15 protein-coding genes are annotated in these 19314 nt (G+C 72.2%); 5 read left to right on the top strand and 10 right to left on the bottom strand.

All coding sequences use genetic code 11. The features are described 5' to 3' along the window. Nucleotides 1-14 precede the first annotated feature (14 nt). Nucleotides 15-2495, bottom strand: a complete 2481-nt coding sequence (gene pcrA, locus E5082_RS01330) for a DNA helicase PcrA (RefSeq protein WP_135789449.1) — start codon at nucleotides 2493-2495, stop codon at nucleotides 15-17. Between the two features lie 249 nt (nucleotides 2496-2744). On the opposite strand from pcrA, the gene E5082_RS01325 reads away from it, so the two are divergent. Continuing rightward, nucleotides 2745-3740, top strand: coding sequence for an SLAC1 family transporter (locus E5082_RS01325; RefSeq protein WP_135789448.1), 996 nt, complete (start codon nucleotides 2745-2747; stop codon nucleotides 3738-3740). Here the strand turns inward: E5082_RS01325 and E5082_RS01320 are convergent. Further along, nucleotides 3718-4071, bottom strand: a complete 354-nt coding sequence (locus E5082_RS01320; RefSeq protein ID WP_030811871.1) for a hypothetical protein — start codon at nucleotides 4069-4071, stop codon at nucleotides 3718-3720. The genes E5082_RS01325 and E5082_RS01320 overlap by 23 nt on opposite strands. A 446-nt stretch (nucleotides 4072-4517) precedes the next feature. Here E5082_RS01320 and E5082_RS01315 point away from each other — a divergent pair, with 446 nt between their 5' ends. After that, a complete protein-coding gene (locus E5082_RS01315; RefSeq protein WP_135789447.1) occupies nucleotides 4518-5618 on the top strand; it encodes a C40 family peptidase in 1101 nt (366 codons plus the stop codon). A 69-nt stretch (nucleotides 5619-5687) separates the two neighbouring features. Here the strand turns inward: E5082_RS01315 and E5082_RS01310 are convergent, their stop codons facing one another. Together E5082_RS01310 and E5082_RS01305 are read right to left on the bottom strand one after the other, a co-directional pair. Further along, the gene (locus E5082_RS01310) at nucleotides 5688-6452 is read right to left on the bottom strand and encodes a LuxR C-terminal-related transcriptional regulator (protein ID WP_135789446.1); all 765 of its coding nucleotides are present in this window, start codon (nucleotides 6450-6452) and stop codon (nucleotides 5688-5690) included. Further along, entirely contained in the window at nucleotides 6449-7741 is a 1293-nt protein-coding gene (locus E5082_RS01305; RefSeq protein ID WP_135789445.1) for a PspC domain-containing protein, read from the bottom strand. The genes E5082_RS01310 and E5082_RS01305 overlap by 4 nt, the downstream gene beginning before the upstream one ends. A 606-nt stretch (nucleotides 7742-8347) precedes the next feature. Between E5082_RS01305 and E5082_RS01295 the strand changes: the two genes are divergently transcribed. After that, nucleotides 8348-9628, top strand: a complete 1281-nt coding sequence (locus E5082_RS01295) for a PspC domain-containing protein (protein WP_229918992.1) — start codon at nucleotides 8348-8350, stop codon at nucleotides 9626-9628. Continuing rightward, on the top strand, nucleotides 9615-9830 hold the full coding sequence (locus E5082_RS01290; protein WP_135789442.1) for a hypothetical protein: 216 nt from the start codon (nucleotides 9615-9617) through the stop codon (nucleotides 9828-9830). Before E5082_RS01295 ends, E5082_RS01290 begins: the two co-directional genes overlap by 14 nt. A gap of 37 nt (nucleotides 9831-9867) precedes the next feature. Here E5082_RS01290 and E5082_RS01285 read toward each other — a convergent pair whose 3' ends face one another. The 4 genes from E5082_RS01285 to guaA form a co-directional block, all read right to left on the bottom strand. Then, nucleotides 9868-10398: a DoxX family protein gene (locus E5082_RS01285; protein WP_135789441.1), complete on the bottom strand. Its 531-nt coding sequence runs from the start codon at nucleotides 10396-10398 to the stop codon at nucleotides 9868-9870. A 118-nt stretch (nucleotides 10399-10516) separates the two neighbouring features. Further along, nucleotides 10517-11788 carry a hypothetical protein gene (locus tag E5082_RS01280; protein WP_135789440.1) on the bottom strand — a complete coding sequence of 424 codons (1272 nt, stop codon included), beginning with the start codon at nucleotides 11786-11788 and terminating at the stop codon, nucleotides 10517-10519. Between the two features lie 194 nt (nucleotides 11789-11982). Beyond that, on the bottom strand, nucleotides 11983-12777 hold the full coding sequence (locus E5082_RS01275) for a class II aldolase/adducin family protein (RefSeq protein ID WP_086694695.1): 795 nt from the start codon (nucleotides 12775-12777) through the stop codon (nucleotides 11983-11985). Between the two features lie 144 nt (nucleotides 12778-12921). Then, nucleotides 12922-14502, bottom strand: coding sequence for a glutamine-hydrolyzing GMP synthase (gene guaA, locus E5082_RS01270; protein WP_130331523.1), 1581 nt, complete (start codon nucleotides 14500-14502; stop codon nucleotides 12922-12924). A 318-nt stretch (nucleotides 14503-14820) separates the two neighbouring features. Between guaA and E5082_RS01265 the strand changes: the two genes are divergently transcribed. Then, complete coding sequence (locus tag E5082_RS01265; RefSeq protein WP_229918990.1) at nucleotides 14821-15090, top strand: chorismate mutase; 270 nt, start codon at nucleotides 14821-14823, stop codon at nucleotides 15088-15090. 675 nt (nucleotides 15091-15765) lie between these two features. Here the strand turns inward: E5082_RS01265 and E5082_RS01260 are convergent. Together E5082_RS01260 and E5082_RS01255 are read right to left on the bottom strand one after the other, a co-directional pair. Next, nucleotides 15766-17586, bottom strand: coding sequence for a GMC family oxidoreductase N-terminal domain-containing protein (locus E5082_RS01260; protein WP_135789438.1), 1821 nt, complete (start codon nucleotides 17584-17586; stop codon nucleotides 15766-15768). Nucleotides 17587-17643: 57 nt separating this feature from the next. Further along, nucleotides 17644-19257 (bottom strand): succinic semialdehyde dehydrogenase, encoded by a 1614-nt coding sequence (locus tag E5082_RS01255; RefSeq protein ID WP_135789437.1) that lies wholly within the window; start codon nucleotides 19255-19257, stop codon nucleotides 17644-17646. Nucleotides 19258-19314 lie beyond the last annotated feature (57 nt).

Here is a 19314-nt window from a genome sequence, read left to right as displayed (position 1 = left end):
TGGAGAAGCCGCGTCTAGAGCTTCTCCACCGGCGCGTACCGCAGCAGCAGCCGCTTGGCGTTGCCGCCGCCGAAGTCGATCGTGGCCTGGGCCTTGTCGCCCTCGCCGGCCACCGCGACCACCGTGCCGAGGCCGAACTGGTCGTGGGTGACGCGGTCGCCGATCGCCAGTGACACCACCGGCTTCTCGCCGGCCCGGCGGGTGGCGAACCCGGAGGCACCGGCCGCCGAGGAGCGGGACCGGGACGAGGAGAGGGTGGACGCGACCGAGGAGGCGGCCTTGCCGAAGGACGGCGCGGCCGAGGCACCGGTCCGCTTCCACTCCAGGTGCGTGGCCGGGATCTCCTCCAGGAACCGGGAGGGCGGGTTGTACGACGGCTGCCCCCAGGCGCTGCGCAGCGCGGCACGGGTGAGGTACAGCCGCTCCCGCGCGCGCGTGATGCCGACGTAGGCCAGGCGCCGCTCCTCCTCCAGTTCCTTGGTCTGGTTGAGGGCGCGCATGTGCGGGAACACGCCGTCCTCCATGCCGGTGAGGAAGACGACCGGGAACTCCAGACCCTTGGCGGTGTGCAGGGTCATCAGCGTGATGACGCCGTCGCCGTCCTCCTCGTCCGGGATCTGGTCCGAGTCCGCGACGAGCGCGACCCGCTCCAGGAACTCGGCCAGCGTGCCCTGCTCGCCGTCCTCCCGCTCCTGCTCGAACTCCAGCGCCACGGCCGCGAGTTCCTGAAGGTTCTCGATCCGGGTCTCGTCCTGGGGGTCGGTGGACGCCTGAAGCTCGGCGAGGTAGCCGGTGCGCTCCAGGACCGCCTCCAACACGGTGGCCGGTCCGGCGCCGGACTCGACGACGGTGCGCAGGTCGTCCATGAGCGCGTTGAACCGCCGGACCGCGTTGGTGGAGCGCGCGGCCATGCCGTACGCCTCGTCCACCCGCTTCAGCGCCTGCGGGAAGCTGATCTTCTCGCGCTGGGCGAGGGCGTCGATCATCGCCTCGGCGCGCTCCCCGATGCCGCGCTTGGGCACGTTGAGGATGCGGCGCATCGGCACCGAGTCCTCGGGGTTGGCGAGGACACGCAGGTAGGCCAGGACATCCCGGACCTCCTTGCGCTCGTAGAAGCGCACTCCGCCGACGACCTTGTACGGCAGGCCGACGCGGATGAAGATCTCCTCGAACACACGGGACTGGGCGTTGGTGCGGTAGAACACCGCCACGTCCCCGGCCTTGGCGTCACCCGCGTCGGTGAGGCGGTCTATCTCGTCGGCGACGAACTGGGCCTCGTCGTGCTCGGTGTCCGCGACATAGCCGGTGATGCCCGCGCCCTGGCCGGCGTTGGTCCACAGGTTCTTGGGGCGGCGGGACTCGTTGCGCTCGATGACCGCGTTGGCGGCGGACAGGATGGTCTGCGTGGAGCGGTAGTTCTGCTCCAGCAGGATCGTCGTCGCGTCCGGGTAGTCCTCCTCGAACTGGAGGATGTTGCGGATGGTCGCGCCCCGGAAGGCGTAGATCGACTGGTCCGCGTCACCCACGACGCACAGCTCGGCGGGCGGGACGTCGTACCCGTTGGGCGGTACGTCCTCGTCGTGCGCGCTCGTGCCGACCAGCTCCCGGACCAGCGCGTACTGCGCGTGGTTGGTGTCCTGGTACTCGTCGACCATGACGTGCCGGAAGCGGCGGTGATAGTGCTCGGCCACGTCCGGGAAGGCGCGCAGCAGGTTGACCGTGGTCATGATCAGGTCGTCGAAGTCGAGGGCGTTGGCCTCGCGCAGCCGCGACTGGTAGAGCGCGTACGCCTGGGCGAGGGTCTTCTCGAAGCCGTCGGTGGCCTGGGCGGCGAAGTCCTCCTCGTCGATCAGCTCGTTCTTGAGGTTGCTGATCTTGGCGCTGAAGGACTTGGGCGGGTAGCGCTTGGGGTCGAGGTCCAGGTCGCGGCAGACCAGGGCCATCAGGCGCTTGCTGTCGGCCGCGTCGTAGATCGAGAACGACGAGGTGAAGCCCAGCCTCTTCGACTCGCGGCGCAGGATGCGGACGCAGGCGCTGTGGAAGGTCATGACCCACATCGCGCCGGCACGCGGGCCGACGAGCTGCTCGACGCGCTCCTTCATCTCGCCCGCGGCCTTGTTGGTGAAGGTGATCGCGAGGATCTGGCCCGGGTGCACATGGCGCTCGGCGAGGAGGTGGGCGATGCGGTGGGTGAGCACCCGCGTCTTGCCGGAACCGGCGCCCGCGACGATGAGCAGCGGGGAGCCCGCGTGGACGACGGCCGCGCGCTGGTTCTCGTTCAGCCCCTCCAGCAGGGCCGCCGCGTCGACCGGCGGGCGCGGGGCGCCGTCGCGGTAGTGGGTGTCCCGGTCCGGGGGCACGTCGAACTTCCCCCCGAACAGGTCGTCCGGGATCGGCTCCGGAGCGTGCTCGTCCTCGGGCGGCGCGGACTCCTCCTCGGGTCCCCGCGGGGGCTGGAGGCTGGCCAGGAAGTTGTCGTCAAAGAGGCTGCTCATCGCTCTACGAGTCTAGGGCGCCGCACCGACAACCGGTCCCGGTCCGGGGAACATGGCCGGATTCCCGGTGGAACGATCTTCAGTTCCGGGCGGGGCGGTCTCCCGTTCCCCGCGGGACGATCTTCCGTTCCCGGCCGGACAGTCTCCCGATCCGGGCCGGACAGTCTCCGTGCGGCCCGGTCCTCTTTTCGAGCTCCACGCGCGCGTGCCCTGCCTGCCGGGGACGTGCCGCTCCCTAGCATCAGGGACATGTCGGGCATCTCGGGCTTGCGAACGTGGGTGGCGGAGCGTCCTCCGGCGGCGGGCACCGCCGTCATGGCGACCGCGGTCGTCTCCATCGGCCTGCGTCTGGCGGGCGTCGAGGTGGTGTCCCGGATCTTCCTGGTACTGGCCTGCCTCGCCTGGCTGACCCTCGCCGCCACCTTCGCCTTCCGGCTGGCGGGGCACCGGGAACGCTGGGCGGAGGAGGCCTGCGACCCGGCCGCGCTCACGGCGGTGGCGGCCACGGCGGTACTCGGCACCCGGATCTCGCTGCTCGGCCTCCAGCCCCTGGCCGGCGCGCTGCTGGCGCTGGCCGCGCTGTTCTGGCCGGTGCTGCTCGTCTCCGTGCTGCGGCACTGGGGGCGGCGCATGCCGGGCACGGTGTTCATGTGTTGCGTGGCCACACAGGCGCTCGCCGTCCTGGCGGCCACCCTGGCCGCGGCCGAGGCGACGGCCTGGCTCGCGCACGCCGCGCTGGTGCTGTTCTGGCTGGGCCTGCTGCTCTACGCCCTCACCCTGCCCCGCTTCGACTCCCGCCAGGTCCTGCGCGGGCCGGGCGACCACTGGATCGCGGGCGGCGCTCTGTCCATCTCGGCGCTGGCCGGGGCCCGGCTGATCTCCGCCGACAGCGCGCGGCTGTACCTGTGGAACAAGGACGACAGCGAGGTCCTGCACCAGGCCACCGCGACCCTTCTGGTACTGGACCTCGTCTGCTACGCCGTGCTGGTGCTGGCCGAGCTGGCGCGCCCCCGGCCGCGCTACGGCCTGCTGCGCTGGGCCACCGTGTTCTCGATGGGGATGACGGCGGCGGCGACCCTCGCGGTCTCGGCCGCCCTGGACGTGTCCTGGCTGAGCGGGCCGGGGAAGGTGCTGGTCTGGGTGGCGGTCGCGGTGTGGCTGGCGGCTGCCGCGGGCGCGGTGCTCGCGTTGCGCGCCGCTCGGGAGGCGGGAGCGCCGGACGTCACGTCCACAGCACGGCAATGAAGATGTTTGCCGTGGTCAGGGCGCCGACCAGCCCGAACATCCCCTTGTCGACCGTCTCCTCGTCACGCTTCACATAGACCAGGCCGAGGATCACGATCAGCAGCGCCAGCTTGATGCCGATCTTGATGTTGTTGACGTGGTGGCCGTCCGCCTCGTTGAGGCCGACCAGCACCACGCCGGTCACCAGCATGGTGATCGCACCGTGCAGCATGGCGGGCACGAAGCGGGCCGTACCCCGGCCCATAGCCTTCATCTGGGTGAGGAAGCCGCCGAGCAGCGCAGCAATGCCGATGATGTGCAGGGCGACGAAGACATGGATGAGTACGGTCATGGGAACCGAGCCTAGTTCCCGACATCCCGTCGGCACCGTACCGGGGCCCGCGTCCGGCGCACGGCTCCGGCCGGTCTCACCCACGGGCGGGCTCGCAGGTTATAGCACCCCCTGCATCCCTCGGGTCCCGTCTTTCCCTCTTTGATCACCAGGCTTCGGATGGGCGCCTCAGCCAGCCCGGAACCCGGTCGCAGACGGTCACTTTCCGGTCCGTCGAGGACAGTTCCGTACACGCGTTACCAAGCCGACATCAAGCGGCCTAGCGTCCTCCCCCAGGTGACCGGCTCCCCACAGCCGCCCGGACCAGGGGGCGGCAGCCGGACATCACCGCCGAGGACCGTCCGTCGGCCGCCGTCTCCCCTGTGCGGACGGCCGCCGGACACCGGCCCCCCAGGGGACCGTGGTTCTCGGCCGCACGAGTCCCATGGAAGGACGTGACGGTCCAGGTGGCAGCGCACCGAAAGCCCCGAGCGCGCTCACTCAGCGGCAACACGGCCCGCACAGCCGCCACTCTCGCCCTGGCGGGAGCGGCCACCGCGACGGCCTTCGACGGAACGGGACACGCCGAGCCGCAGCTCACCACCGCCCAGGTCAAGAGCCGGGTGGACCGGCTGTACCGGGAGGCGGAGACCGCCACCGAGAAGTACAACGGTGCCCACGAGAAGGCGAGCGCCGCGCAGCACCGGCTCAACACCCTGCGTGACGAGACCGCCCGCCGGCAGGACAGACTCAACACCGCTCGCGGCGCCCTGGGCGCCTTCGCCGCCGCGCAGTACCGCGACGGCGCGATCGCCCCGAGCTGGCAGCTCGCCTTCTCCAGCAGCCCCGACCGCTACCTGGACGACGCCGCCTTGGCCGAACGCGCCGGGCACCGCCAGGCCCAGCAGGTGAGCCGGGTGCGCGCCCAGCTCCGGGAGATAGAGCGGCTGCGCGGCGCGGCCCGCGTCGAGGCGACGTCGGTACGGTCCCGGCAGGCGGAGCTGAAGCGGCAGAAGGACGCGGTCACCGCCAAGCTGAAGCAGGCCCGGCAGCTGCTCGCCGGGCTCACCCCGCCCGAGCGGGCGAAGGCCACCACCGGCGCCCCGGCGGTTCCGCTCCGAGCGGGCGCCGGAGGCCGCTCCGCCCCGACTCCGGCAACCGCCGGCAAGGCGTCCCCCGGCCGCGCGACCGTGCCGTCCGCACGGATTCCCGCGCCCACCTCACGCGCCTCGGCTGCCGTCGCCTACGCCTACCGGAAGCTCGGCAGCCCCTACGTGTGGGGCGCGACCGGCCCCAACGCCTTCGACTGCTCGGGGCTGATCCAGGCCGCCTACCGCTCCGCGGGCATCTCCCTCCCCCGCACCACCTACGCTCAGATCAACGCGGGCCGACGCGTCTCCCGCTCCCAGCTCCAGCCCGGTGACCTGGTGTTCTTCTACTCCGGCATCAGCCACGTGGGCATTTACGTAGGTAACGGCCGCATGATCCACGCCCCCAACCCCTCGGCGCCGGTCCGGGTGGCGCCGATCGACCAGATGCCGTTCGCGGGGGCCACCCGGGTGGCCTAGGGCTTCCGTCGGGATGCGCCGTCTTCCGGGTCGGCGGGGTCAGGGTGCGGCTTCGGCTTCGGCTTCGGGTCAGACCAGCCGGCGGGCCGTGGCCCAGCGGGTCAGCTCGTGCCGGTTGGAGAGCTGGAGCTTGCGCAGCACCGCGGAGACATGGGACTCGACCGTCTTCACCGAGATGAAGAGCTGCTTGCCGATCTCCTTGTAGGCATAGCCGCGCGCGATCAGGCGCAGCACCTCACGCTCGCGCTGGGTGAGACGGTCGAGGTCCTCGTCGACCGGCGGGGCGTCGGTGGAGGCGAAGGCGTCCAGCACGAACCCGGCCAGCCGGGGCGAGAAGACGGCGTCGCCCTCCTGCACCCGGAAGATCGAGTCGATCAGGTCGGACCCGGTGATGGTCTTGGTGACATAGCCGCGCGCCCCGCCCCGGATCACCCCGATCACGTCCTCCGCGGCGTCCGACACGGAGAGCGCGAGGAAGCGCACCGGCTGCTCGGGGTCCGCCATCAGGGCCGCGCTGCGCCGGAGCACCTCGACCCCGCCGCCGCCGGGCAGATGGACATCGAGCAGGACCACCTCGGGCCGGGTCCTGGTGATGACCGCGACCGCCTCGTCGACGTCCGGCGCCTCACCGACCACCTCGACCCCGGTCCGCGAGGTCTGCCCGATCTCCGCCTGCACGCCGGTACGGAACATGCGGTGGTCGTCCACGAGCACCACGCGCACATGGCGCCCGACCGTGCCCTCGGTGCCTTCCGCCGTCGTCGCGGTGTCGCGTCCGGGTTCGGCCACCTCCGCCTCCCCCGCCGTGCCGTTCGCCTCGGTCGCGTCACTCATGCCGTCTTCTCCGCCCTCTCCATCTCCAGCTCGACTTCCGTGCCGCCGTCCGGCACCGACCGCAGCCGGGCCGTACCGCCGTTGCGCTCCATGCGCCCGATGATCGACTCCCTGACCCCCATGCGGTCGGCGGGTATGGAGTCGAGGTCGAAGCCCGGACCCCGGTCGCGGACGGACACGAAGACCGTACGGCCCTCGACCTCCGCGTAGACCTGCACGGCACCGCCCTCGCCACCGTACTTGGCGGCGTTCACCATCGCTTCGCGCGCGGCCTGCATCTGCGCGGTCGTCCGGTCGTCCAGCGGGCAGTCGCCCACCACCACGACCTCTATGGGCACGCCGTGCTTGTCCTCGACCTCGGCGGCGTTGCGCCGCACCGCCTCCGCGACCGTGTCCGGCTCCTCGGCCTCGTCCTTGCCGGTGCCCTCCGGCTTGTACAGCCAGGTGCGCAGGTCCCGCTCCTGCGCGCGGGCCAGGCGGCGCACCTCACCGGCGTTGTCCGCGTTGCGCTGTATCAGGGTGAGGGTGTGCAGCACCGAGTCGTGGACGTGCGCGGCGACCTCGGCCCGCTCCTGGGCACGGATGCGCATCAGCCGTTCCTCGGACAGGTCCTGCGTCACGCGGACGAGATAGGGACCGGCGAGCAGGGTGATGCCGACCAGCACGGCGAGTGCCGCCTCCAGCACCGCGCCCAGGTGGGCGGCGGACACCTGCATCAGGAAGATCGCGGAGACCCCGGCGGTGACCAGCAGCACGCCCACGGCCGCCCGGAGCACGGTGAGCGTGCGCCGACGGCCGCCGACCTCGACCCAGCGGGCCCGGCGGGCGTTGTCCGCCTGCCGCCACACCAGGGCGACACCCGCCGCGACCAGCACCACCGGTACCAGGTACGCCTTGGCGGTGTTGGTCAGGTTGACGCTGCCCAGGAAGACGATGGACACGATGACCATGAGGAGCAGCGCGACCATCTGCCCCTTGTCCGGCTTGCGGGCGACGAGTCTGCGGCGCCCCTCGGGCGAGGTCTCGGTGCCGACCAGCGAGGCTGGTTTGTGGTCGCCCACCCCGCCGACGCCGAGCGGGACGAAGAACCAGAACGCCGCGTACAGCAGCGCACCGAGTCCGTTCGCCATGAGCAGGCCGACGAAGGCCAGCCGCACCCACACCACGGGCAGCCCGAGATGCCCGGCGAGCCCCCGCGCCACTCCGCCCAGCCAGCGGCCGTCACCGCTGCGGTAGAGCTTGCGCGGCGGCCGCGGGTCTTCGAGTGGGAGTGCTGCGGCTTCCGGCATGCCAACGATGGTCACACGGCGGCCGGGACCGTGGCATCAGGGTCGTCCCCCGAGACTCCCCTGATCTTCACCAGGGTTCCCCCGGTCCCGGCCGACCGGTCCGGGCCGGAGCCCCGGCCCGGAGTCGAACATCTCCCCCGCTCGTCTCAGGGGCGATTTCAGGGTTCGACCAGGGTCGACCCGACTGCCCACAAGGGTCCCGGCCCGTCACCATGGACACATGACGGATCACGAGCACGCCGCGACGGGTCCGGGACCCGGCACCGGCCCGCGCCCGGCCTCGGGCACCGGACCGACGGATGCCGAACCCGCCGCGCCGGAGCGGACGGGACCGGACCCGGCGGACACCACGCGAACACAGGAGACGCCCGCGGGAGACGGAGCACGGAGAGAGGGGGTGGAGCAGTGAGGAACACCGAAGAGAGGGACTGCGGGGCGAACGGGCCGGGAGCGGAGGAACCGGGAGCGGAGGAACCGGGAGCCCGGGGCTCGGCAGCGCCGGGCTCAGTGGCCGGCGGCTCGGGAAGCGCGGGAGAGGCGGACACCCCGGCAGTGCACCGCACCGCTGAGGCCCCCCGCCGCTTCCGCCGCGACCGGCGGCACAAGATGATCGCGGGCGTGTGCGCGGGCCTCGGCCGGCACACGGACATGGACCCGGTGATCTTCCGCATCACCCTGGCCGTGCTGGCCGCGACCGGCGGCATCGGCCTGATCTTCTACGGCTTCGCCTGGCTCCTCGTCCCGTACGACGACGAGGAGGAGAACGAGGTACGCAAGCTGCTGACCGGCCGGGTCGACGGACAGGCACTGGCCGCCGTCCTGTTCGCCCTGATCGGCTGCGGGGTCATCCTGACCACCCTGCGCAACGGCGGGGTGCTCACCTTCGCCGTGGTGCTCTCCCTGCTGCTGGCCGGGGCCGGGTACTGGTCGCGGCACCGCGCCACCACCGACCCCGCCCCCTCTCCGAGCGACGAGCCGAAGTCGCCCAGGGGCCACCCGATAGCCGCGCAGGCGGCGGCCGACGCCCCACCGGAGACCCAGGCACCGCCGATCTACTACAGCGGGCCTTCTTGGTGGCGGGACCCGATCGTCAAGGACGGCACCCATGTCGGCGGCACCGGGTACTTGTGGGGCCCGAGCGACGCCTACGAGCAGCACGTCTCGCCCTCCCCGCCGATCGAGTTCGTCATGCAGCTCCCCTGGCCCCACTCGCTCGCCGGGCGCTCAGCGGGTGACAGGCAGCCCAAGCCGCGGGGGCCGCGCTGGATCAGCGGCTGGGTGTTCCTGCTGGCGCTGCTGGCGGGCGGCCTGGGCGGCAGCCGCAGCTGGGAGACCCGCCCGCTGGCCACCAGCCTCCAGACCGGGCTGGCCTGCGCGCTGGTGGTCTTCGGACTGGGCATAGCCGTCAGCGCCTTCCTGGGGCGCACGGGAGGCGGGTCCGCCTTCCTGGCCCTGGTGACGGCGCTGCTGCTGGCCGGAAGCGCCGTGCTGCCGAGCGATGTCACCTCGCGCTGGCGGCAGACGGCCTGGCGGCCGGCGGCCACGGCGGATGTCCGCCCGGCCTACGAGCTGGGGTCCGGCTCCGCCACCCTCGACCTGACCAGGGTGCGCCTGGCCAAGGACCAGACGGTCTCCACCAGGGCCGGGCTGGGAGCGGGCCGGCTGCGCGTGATCGTCCCGGCGGACGCGGCGGCGGTGCTGAGCATCGACGTGGGGGTGGGCGACATCCGCCTGCCCGGTGACAACACGAAGGACGTGGACGTGCGGCCGGGTCGGCATGAGACGACGAATCTGGCGCCGGACAAGGGGACCAAGGAGGCCGGTGTGCTGCGGATCGACCTGCATGTGGGCATCGGACAGGTGGAGGTCAGCCGTGCTGCGTCATGAGTTCCAGCCCGGCCGGCTGATCGGCGGGGTCTGCCTGACCGTCGCGGGCGCCCTCTACCTGGGGGACGTGCGCGGGCTGTGGGACATTCCGTGGTTCACCGCGATCCCCCTGGCCGTCGGCGGCCTGTTCCTGGCGGGCGTGACCACCGCCCTCACCCGCGCCCTGCGCAGACGGAACGGCGCGGAGGACGAGAAGGTCTGAGCCCCCGCCCGGGACGCGGGCGGGTGGCCAAGCCGTTCTAGCGGTATCCGCCCGACCGGCGTAGGCGCCGGTCCCGCAGAGAGGCGTCGACGGAGAGATAGGGGGTGCCCGCGAGGACGAGAGGCAGCCACGCCATCAGATAGGCGAGGTCGTTGCCGTAGTAGTACGGGGTGGTGGCCCAGCTCACCGTCAGCCACAGGCTCAGCGAGATCAGCGCGCCGCCGAGGGCGGCCAGCCGGCCGAGGAGCCCGATCAGGATGCCGATGCCGACGGCCAGCTCACCGAAGGCGATGGCGTAGCCGAAGCCGACAGGGCTCTTGAGGGCCAGGTCGACGAGGGCCGGGATGGCGGAGGAGTCCCGGACCGCGCGCATCGTGTCGCCGAGCGAACCGGCACCACTGGCCTTCATGAAGGCGCTGTCGGTGATCTTGTCCAGACCGGCGTAGACGAAGGTGACGCCCAGGAAGATCCGGAGTGGGAGGAGCGCGTAACGGGTGGCGGTCGCCCGCCAGTCACGGTCCCCTTCGAGATGGGAGGTGTGCGTGTCCGTCCGCATACCGTGAGTCATCAGTGCTAGCCGCCTCTCGCCCGCCGTCCCGGACCCCTCACCCGACGATACGTATGAAGAAAGGAGCCGGTTCAATCCTCCCTGGAGGATTTTCCGGATATCGGTGCAGCGTACGGGGTCAGTCCGTCACCTCGATGGAGTACCGGTTGGTGGCCAGCCCCGCCGCCGTCACCACCTGCACCTCCACCGCGCCGGGCTCCACCTCGACCGGGACCGGGACGGTGAGGACGCTGTCGGTGGGGTTGCGGAAGCCGCCGGGGACCGGGATCAGGGGCACATGGACGTCGACCGCGCCGATACGGACGACCATGCGGGCGAGCCGGTCGGCGCCCTGGGCGCCGGGCGGGACGAAGCCGGTGCCGCGGATCTCGATGTCGTCCCCGGTGCGGATCGGGCCGTCCAGGTCGCCGGGCTCGCGGGCGCGGACCACGGAGAGCACCACCGGACGGCCGCCCTCGGCGTACTTGCCCGCCAGGTAGGTGGCCGCCGAGATGAGCACCAGCACGGCCAGCCCCCAGGGCAGGTCGGGAAGCTGATCGGGGCGGCGGCCGAGGCGGACGGCGGCGAAGACCAGTGCGACGGCGCTGATGACGACGTACTGGATGTCGGCGAAGGCACCCCGGCCCGCGTCGTCGGTGAGCAGGTCGGCGGCGCGCGGCCGGTGCGCCGGGACCTTCTGGAGCCGCTGGCCGAGGACACGCAGGCCGACCACCCGGCGTACCAGGACGGCGATGCCGCACACCACGGCGAGGACGGTCACCACACCGGCGCCGCGCGCGAGGTCGAGGCCGGCGAGGAGGGAGTCGCGTTCGGCGGGGTCGGAGGCCGCGGCGAGGCGGCCCGCGAGCAGCAGGACGGCGTAGGCGACGAACAGCACCCAGCAGGCGGCGACCGTCCGGGAGGTGGACATCCGGTTGTCCTCGCCGATCATCGGGGCCAGCGCCCCGCCGCGCGCCCGGTGGAAGAAGCCGGCGAGGGTCAGCGCGCCCGCGACGGCCACCGCGGCGAGCAGTCCCGCGGTGCGGGCGCTGCTCCAGCCCGCGCCGATCGCGGTGAGGGCCTGGGCGAGCAGCAGGATCACCACGGCGCCCCAGGCCAGGAAGGCGGTGCGGGTCCAGAGGCCGGCGAGCCAGGCGTCGCCCTCGGCGCGGCCGCGTTCGGCGACCGCCTCTGCGCGCTGGGCCAGTTCGGCGGAGATCCACTGGCGGGACGCCGAGGCGGAGTGCGCCACGGCCGGGGGCAGCCCGCGTCCGGCGGCGAACTCGTCGCGGCCCTGCCGGAAGGCGGCCAGCGCCCGCCGGTGGCCCTCGCGCGCCCCGTGCGGGCAGTCCCCGCACGCACAGCCGCCTCCGTGGGCCCCCGCGCCCTGCCTCGCCTCCTGCACCGCCACGACCGACGCCCGCCTTCCCCGCTACCCGAGATCCCGGAATACGGCCGTCACGCACAGTGCGTGCGGTGGCCGAGCAACTCCCCTGTGAACAAGGCGAATTGTGCCCTACGCCGGGCACTGGGGGTTCGCCGGTCCACGCCGGGCGGAAAGGACCGCCCATCCTGCTGACCCACTCGCACGCCCGTGCGGGACGCTCAGCTCAGCAGGTCGGGTTCGCTGCGGCTGATGTCCTGCCAGAGGGGCTGGTAGTTGATCCAGGCCACGAGGTCGCCGCCGAGCTGCTCGCGGGTGGCGACCGCCTGCCGGTGCTCGATGAGGACGGGGCGTCCGGCGGCCTCGGCGGTGAGCTGGACCTGGCAGGAGCGTTCCATGGACATGAACCACCAGGCGGCCGCGTCGACCGAGTCGCCGACGGTGAGCAGGCCATGGTTGCGCAGCACCAGGGCCTTGTTGGAGCCGAGCACCGAGGCGATGCGGCGGCCCTCCTCGGCGTCGACGGTCACTCCGGTGTAGTCGTCGTAGAGCGCGGTGTCCTCGTAGAAGGCGCAGCTCTCCTGGGTGATGGGGTCGGGGACCTCGCCGAGGGAGGCGAGGGCGCGGCCGTGCACGGAGTGGCAGTGGGCGACGGCGACGACGTCCGGGCGGGCCGCGTGGACCGCGGCGTGGACGGTGAAGGCGGCCTGGTTGACGTGGTAGCCGCCCTCGACGACCTGGCCGTCCTGGTTGGCCAGGACCAGGTCGCTCACGGTGACGTGCTTGAAGGGCATCCCGAAGGGGTTGACCCAGAAGCAGTCGCTGAACTCCGGGTCGCGGGCGGTGATGTGGCCCGATACACCGTCCTCGAACCCGGCGCGCCCGAAGAGGCGCAGGGCGCCCGCGAGGCGTTCCTTGCGGTGGCGGCGTTCCTCGTCGACCGACTCGTGCATGGGCGGCATGGCGAACCGCAGCTTGTCGGTGGGCAGCGGCGAGGGAGGGGTGGGCCGGTGCATGAGTCCTCCAGCGCTGGGGTGCTTTACGGACCGGAAGTTACCGTCGGGTGGCGGGTACCAAAAGAGGCCGAGTGACGAAAAAGAGGTGGAACGGCCGGAGCCGTTCCACCTCGGGCGGTGCCGGTCAGCCGGCCGGCACCCGGGTCACTCCCACTCGATGGTGCCCGGCGGCTTGGAGGTGACGTCGACGACGACGCGGTTGACGTCGCGGACCTCGTTGGTGATCCGGGTGGAGATCTTCGCCAGCACGTCGTAGGGCAGCCGGGACCAGTCGGCGGTCATGGCGTCCTCGGAGGAGACCGGGCGCAGCACGATGGGGTGGCCGTAGGTGCGGCCGTCGCCCTGGACGCCGACCGAGCGGACGTCGGCGAGCAGCACGACCGGGCACTGCCAGATCTCGCGGTCCAGGCCGGCGGCGGTCAGCTCCTCGCGGGCGATGGCGTCGGCGTCGCGCAGCAGGTCCAGGCGCTCCTTGGTGACGTCACCGACGATGCGGATGCCGAGGCCGGGGCCGGGGAAGGGCTGGCGCTGGACGATCTCCTCGGGCAGGCCGAGTTCCTGGCCCACCATGCGGACCTCGTCCTTGAACAGCTTGCGCAGCGGCTCGATGAGCTGGAACTCGAGGTCCTCGGGGAGGCCGCCGACGTTGTGGTGCGACTTGATGTTGGCGGTGCCGGTGCCGCCGCCGGACTCGACCACGTCCGGGTACAGGGTGCCCTGGACCAGGAACTCCACGGCAGGGCCCTCGTCCGCGATGATCTCGGCCTGGGCCTGCTCGAAGACGCGGATGAACTCGCGCCCGATGATCTTCCGCTTCTCCTCGGGGTCGGAGACCCCGGCGAGCGCCTTGAGGAAGCGCTCCTCGGCGTCGACCACCTTGAGCTGGACGCCGGTGGCCGCGACGAAGTCCTTCTCGACCTGCTCGGTCTCACCCTTGCGCATCAGGCCGTGGTCGACGTAGACGCAGGTGAGCTGGGAGCCGATGGCCTTCTGCACCAGGGCGGCGGCGACGGCGGAGTCCACGCCGCCGGACAGGCCGCAGATGGCGCGCTTGTCGCCGACCTGCTCGCGGATCGCGGCGACCTGCTCCTCGATGACGTTGCCCGTGGTCCAGGACGGGGTCAGGCCCGCGCCCCGGTACAGGAAGTGCTCCAGCACCTGCTGGCCGTGCGTGGAGTGCATGACCTCGGGGTGGTACTGGACGCCGTAGAGCTTCTTCTCGTCGTTCTCGAAGGCGGCGACCGGCACCACGTCGGTGGAGGCGGTGACGGTGAAGCCCTCGGGGGCGGCGGAGCAGGCGTCGCCGTGGGACATCCACACGGGCTGCTCGTCCGGGGTGCCCTCGAACAGGGTCGAGCCGGACATCGAGACGTGCAGGCCGGTGCGGCCGTACTCGCGGGCGCCGCTGTTGTCGACGGTGCCGCCGAGGGTCTGCGCCATGAGCTGGAAGCCGTAGCACATGCCGAAGACGGGGACGCCGGCCTCGAAGAGGTCGCCGTCGAGCTGCGGGGCGTTCTCCTCGTAGACCGAGGAGGGGCCTCCGGAGAGGATGATCGCCGCGGGGTTCTTGGCGAGCATCTCGGCGACCGGCATGCTGCTGGGCACGATCTCGCTGTAGACCCGCGCCTCGCGGACGCGACGGGCGATGAGCTGGGCGTACTGCGCGCCGAAGTCGACGACCAGAACGGTGTCGGGGGCGTCGGCAGACTGGGTCGCTGATGACACGGGGTGCCTTCCGGCGGTGGGGCGGGGGTCTGTATGACCGATTCTAACGGGGTGGGCGCCGACCCCCTCCCGGACGCCGGGGGAGATGTCCACAAGCGGTCCGGGGTGACCGGCGGTCGTGGCATACTGACCCCGTGTTCACCCAGACGACGTTCCTCTTTACCTATGGCACCGGGCCCGCCGGCTGCCATGGTCGTTCTGCTTGAGCACATAACAAGCGACTTCCGACAGGCGCTCCGGGCCGACAAGGCCCGGAGCGCCTGTCGTCTTTCCGGGTCCTGCCGGTCCGGGGCGGCCACCAGCCACCAGGAGCCCCGCATGACCACCGCCACCCCGCACACCGAGCCCGAGCGAACCATCGACGACGCCCGTGAGCGGATCGACGCCCTCGACGACCGGATCATCGGCCTCGTCCAGGAGCGGATGGCCGTCTCCGCCGTCGTCCAGCAGACCCGGATCACGTCCGGGGGCCGCCGGGTGAGCCTGTCCCGCGAGATGGAGATCCTCGGCCGCTACCGGGACGCCCTCGGCAAGCCCGGCACCGCGCTCGCCATGACCCTGCTGGAGCTGTGCCGGGGTCGCATCTGAGTTCGGGGCCGCTCTCACCCGTACGGCGCGTGACCGGCTCGGGCACCGCTTCGTTGAGCCCCATGTCCGTGCCAGCCAGGGGCGGGCCCGAAAGAACCACGCGTGGCTCACCGGGGCGATGAGGGGTACGGGTCGTGCCGTACACCGTGGGACCTCGTCCCGGAACAGTGACCGGACGGCAGGGGACAGCAGCCCGGTCACCCAAGAGAACGGCCGGCTCCGGGGACGCCCGGGGCCGTCCGGCGGACAACTGCACACATGATCCGTGCCGGACCGGGCGGCCGCGGACGCCTCAGGGCGTGCGGCACGCAGCGCACCCTCCCCCTGTCCCCGCGCATCCCCGGCACCCTCCCCGCACCACCACCGCCGGCGGTGCGGACCGTCGAGGCGGGCGGCGCGACCCCCCGGCGCCGCTTCCCCGGCACCGGCACCTCCCCGACGCCGGTGCCGACGACAAGGGCCCCGCGGCCGAGCCCCGCGGGGCCCTTCGTCCTGCCCGCATCCTCACGCCCGCACCGTTATGTGATCGACGCCACACCCAAATCCGGGCCACCGGTACAACCCCCGGCCGTCCTCACGCATCGAACCAGGCACCGGGATCAAGAAAACGGTGAGAATCGAGGGACCTGCGTTCGGAGGGGGACGCAGGTCCCTGTCTCGTTCCGGGCCGCCCGCTCACCCCTTCTTGCGCGGCACCTCGGGCACCGCCAGCAGCGGCAGCCGCAGCGCGCCGAAGGCATCCGCCGGCACCGCCGGAGTACGCGGCGTCACCGCCGCAAGCCGCTGGTACGCCGCACCCGGCGCCGGCCGCGGGTCCTCCTCGCCCTTGTTCGGCCAGTACGCCATGGCCCGCTCGGCCTGCGCGGTGATCGTCAGCGACGGGTTCACGCCCAGGTTCGCGGAGACCGCCGCCCCGTCCACCACCGAGATGCCGGGGTGCCCGTACAGCCGGTGGTACGGGTCGATCACGCCGGTCTCCGCGGAGTCGCCGATCGGACAGCCGCCGAGGAAGTGCGCGGTCAGCGGGGTGCCCATCAGCTCGCCGACGTTGCTGCCCGCGAAGCCGTTGATCTCGGCGGCGAGCGCGGAGGCGGCCTCGGTGGCGGCCTTGATCTGGGTCGGGTTGGGCGCCCCGTGGCCCTGCCGGGCGGTCAGCAGGCCCTTGCCGACGCCGCCGGGCTTCAGATACGTCGTCAGGGAGTTGTCCAGCGACTGCATCACCAGGCCGATGATGGTCCGCTCCGACCAGCGCCGGTTGGAGAACGAGCGGGCGAACTGCACCGGATGCCGGACCGCGTGCGCGAGCCAGCCGAGGACGCGGGAGGAGCCCTCGGCATAGGGCACCTGGAGGATGGTCAGGCCGCCCATCGAGTTGGAACCCCTGCCGTAGCGGACCGGCTCGATGTGGGTGTGGGCGTCCGGGTGGACGGAGGACGTGATGGCCACCCCGCGCGTGAAGTCCACCTTGTCCGCGCCGTGCGCCTTGCGGTAGCGCCGGTCGTCGGTCTGGGCGCCGACCAGGGCTTCGGAGTTGGTGCGGGTGAGGTCACCGAGCCGGGCGCTGAGGTGGGGCAGCAGGTGGCTGGCCTTCATGCGGTGCAGCAGGGTCTGGGTGCCGTAGGTGCCGGCCGCGAGGACGACCCGGCGGGCGGTGAACAGCCGTCCCTGACCGGTGCGTTTGCGGTCGGTCGGAAGAGTGGCGACCGCGTAGCCGCCGCGCGAGTCGTCCGTGACGGAGACGACGGTGGTCAGCGGGTGCACCACCGCGCCCGCCTTCTCCGCGAGGTACAGGTAGTTCTCGTTGAGGGTGTTCTTCGCGCCGTGCCGGCACCCGGTCATGCACTCGCCGCACTCGGTGCACGCCCGTCGCGCGGGCCCGGCGCCGCCGAAGTACGGGTCGGCGACCTGCTCGCCGGGCCGCGCCTTGGCCGTGCCGTCGGCGTCCTCGCCGTCCCCGAAGAACACGCCGACCGGCGCCATGTGGAAGGTGTCGCCGACGCCCATCCGCTGCGCCGCCGCCTTCAGATGCGTGTCGGAGGGGGTGGTCGTCGGGTTGAGCCGGACCCCGAGCATCCGCTTGGCCTGGTCGTAGTACGGCGACAGCTCGTCCTGCCAGTCGGTGATGTGCCGCCACTGGGCGTCCTCGAAGAACGGTTTCGGCGGCACGTAAAGGGTGTTGGCGTAGTTGAGGGAGCCGCCGCCGACGCCCGCGCCGGCCAGCACCATGACGTTGCCCAGCAGATGGATGCGCTGGATGCCGTACAGGCCGAGCCTCGGGGCCCAGAGGTAGTTGCGCAGGTCCCAGGAGTTACGGGGCAGGGTGGCCGGGGTGAAGCGGCGCCCCGCCTCCAGGACGCCGACGCGGTAGCCCTTCTCGGTCAGGCGCAGGGCGGTCACCGAGCCGCCGAAGCCGGAGCCGACCACGAGCACGTCGTAGTCGTAACCGTCGTCGCGCCCCTCCTCGTTCCGGGTCTGGACAGTCTTCTCCTGCGGCACGTGCTCTCCTCGTCGAGAACGGTGGTGGAACGGGCGGATCGGGTCGGCGGGAGGGCGTCAGCGGAAGCGGAACGCCTTCATCACCTTCAGGCTGCGGCTCATGAAGGCCGCGTACGCGGCGTCGTCCATGCCGAGCGAGGGCGCCATGGGCAGCAGCCGCTGGCGGGCGACGGTCTGGGCCTCGGTGTACTTGAGGATGCCCTCGGAGCCGTGGCGGCGGCCGAGGCCGGAGTCCTTCATGCCGCCCATCGGGGACTGGGCGCTGCCGTACGCGGGGGCGTACCCCTCGTTGACGTTGACCGTGCCGGTGCGCAGCCGGGCGGCGATCTCCGTGCCGCGCTTCGAACTGGTCGTCCACACCGAGGCGTTGAGGCCGTACGGCGTGGCGTTGGCGCGCTCCACGGCCTCGTCGTCGGAGCCGAAGCGGTAGACGGAGACGACGGGGCCGAAGGTCTCCTCGGCGCAGACGGACATGGTGTCGTCGACGCCGTCGAGGATGGTCGGTTCGAAGAAGTACGGGCCGATGTCGGGCCGGGCCACCCCGCCCGCGAGCACCTTGGCGCCCTTGGCGACGGCCTCGGTCACATGCGCCTCGACGGCCTTGAGCTGGCGTTCCCCGGCCAGCGAGCCCATGTCGGCGCCGTAGGCGAGGGCGGTACCCAGCCGCATGGCCTTGGTACGGGCGGCGAAGCGCTCCAGGAAGGCGTCGGCGACCGACTCGTGGACGTACAGCCGCTCGATGGAGATGCAGAGCTGGCCGGCCGAGGAGAAGCAGGCGCGGACGGCACCGGCGGCGGCCTTCTCGATGTCGGCGTCCTCCAGGACCAGCATGGCGTTCTTGCCGCCGAGTTCGAGGGAGACGCCGATCAGGCGGGCGGCGGCGCCCTGGGCGACCTCACGGCCGGTGCGGGTGGAGCCGGTGAAGGAGACGTAGTCGGCGTGCCGGACGATCTCCGGGCCGACCACCGGGCCCTCGCCGAGGACCACCTGGAAGACCCCTGCGGGCAGTCCGGCCTCGATCAGCAGGTCACGCGCCCACAGGGCGGTCAGGCAGGTCTCGGTGTCCGGCTTCATCACGACCGCGTTGCCGGTGACGAAGGCGGGCAGGGCGTCGCCGACGGAGAGTTCGAGGGGGTAGTTCCAGGGGGCGATCTGGCCCACGACCCCGCGCGGGTGCCGCAGTTCGGTCACCTTCGTCAGGGTCGGCATGGCGCCGGTGTGCCGCTTGGGCCGCAGGTAGGCGGGGGCGCGGCGGCCGTAGTGCCGGGCGGCGACGACGACGGCCTGCACCTCCTCGTGGGCATGCAGCCGCGCCTTGCCGGTCTCCAGCTGGATGAGGTCGAGCACCTCGGACTGCCGCTCCAGCACCAGGTCGTGGAAGCGCAGCAGCACCGCGGCCCGTTCACGCACCGGGGTCCGCTCCCACACCCGCTGGGCGGCGCGGGCGGCCTCGAAGGCGGCGGCGACGTCGTCCGGGGTGGACTCGGGCAGGTCGGCGAGCTTGGCCCCGGTGAGCGGGGTGTGGTTGCTGGTCCGGCCCGAGCCGGTGACGCCCTTGGTGAGCTGGGCCAGCAGCTCGGGGGTGACCACGTCGGCGGCGGTGCGCACGCCCTCGGGGGCCGGGGCGATCGGATTGGTGCCGGTGACTTCCGGGGCCTGCGAGTCCGTCATGAGCGGCAGGGTATGCCGGTGGCCGCCCTTTCGGTACCCGTCGGTAACGGGGTTTCA

It is taken from the genome of Streptomyces griseoluteus (assembly GCF_004784465.1).
Classification (GTDB): domain Bacteria; phylum Actinomycetota; class Actinomycetes; order Streptomycetales; family Streptomycetaceae; genus Streptomyces; species Streptomyces griseoluteus.
Note: the sequence above shows the minus strand (reverse complement) of the source record. Positions and strands in the feature narration are given on the sequence as shown.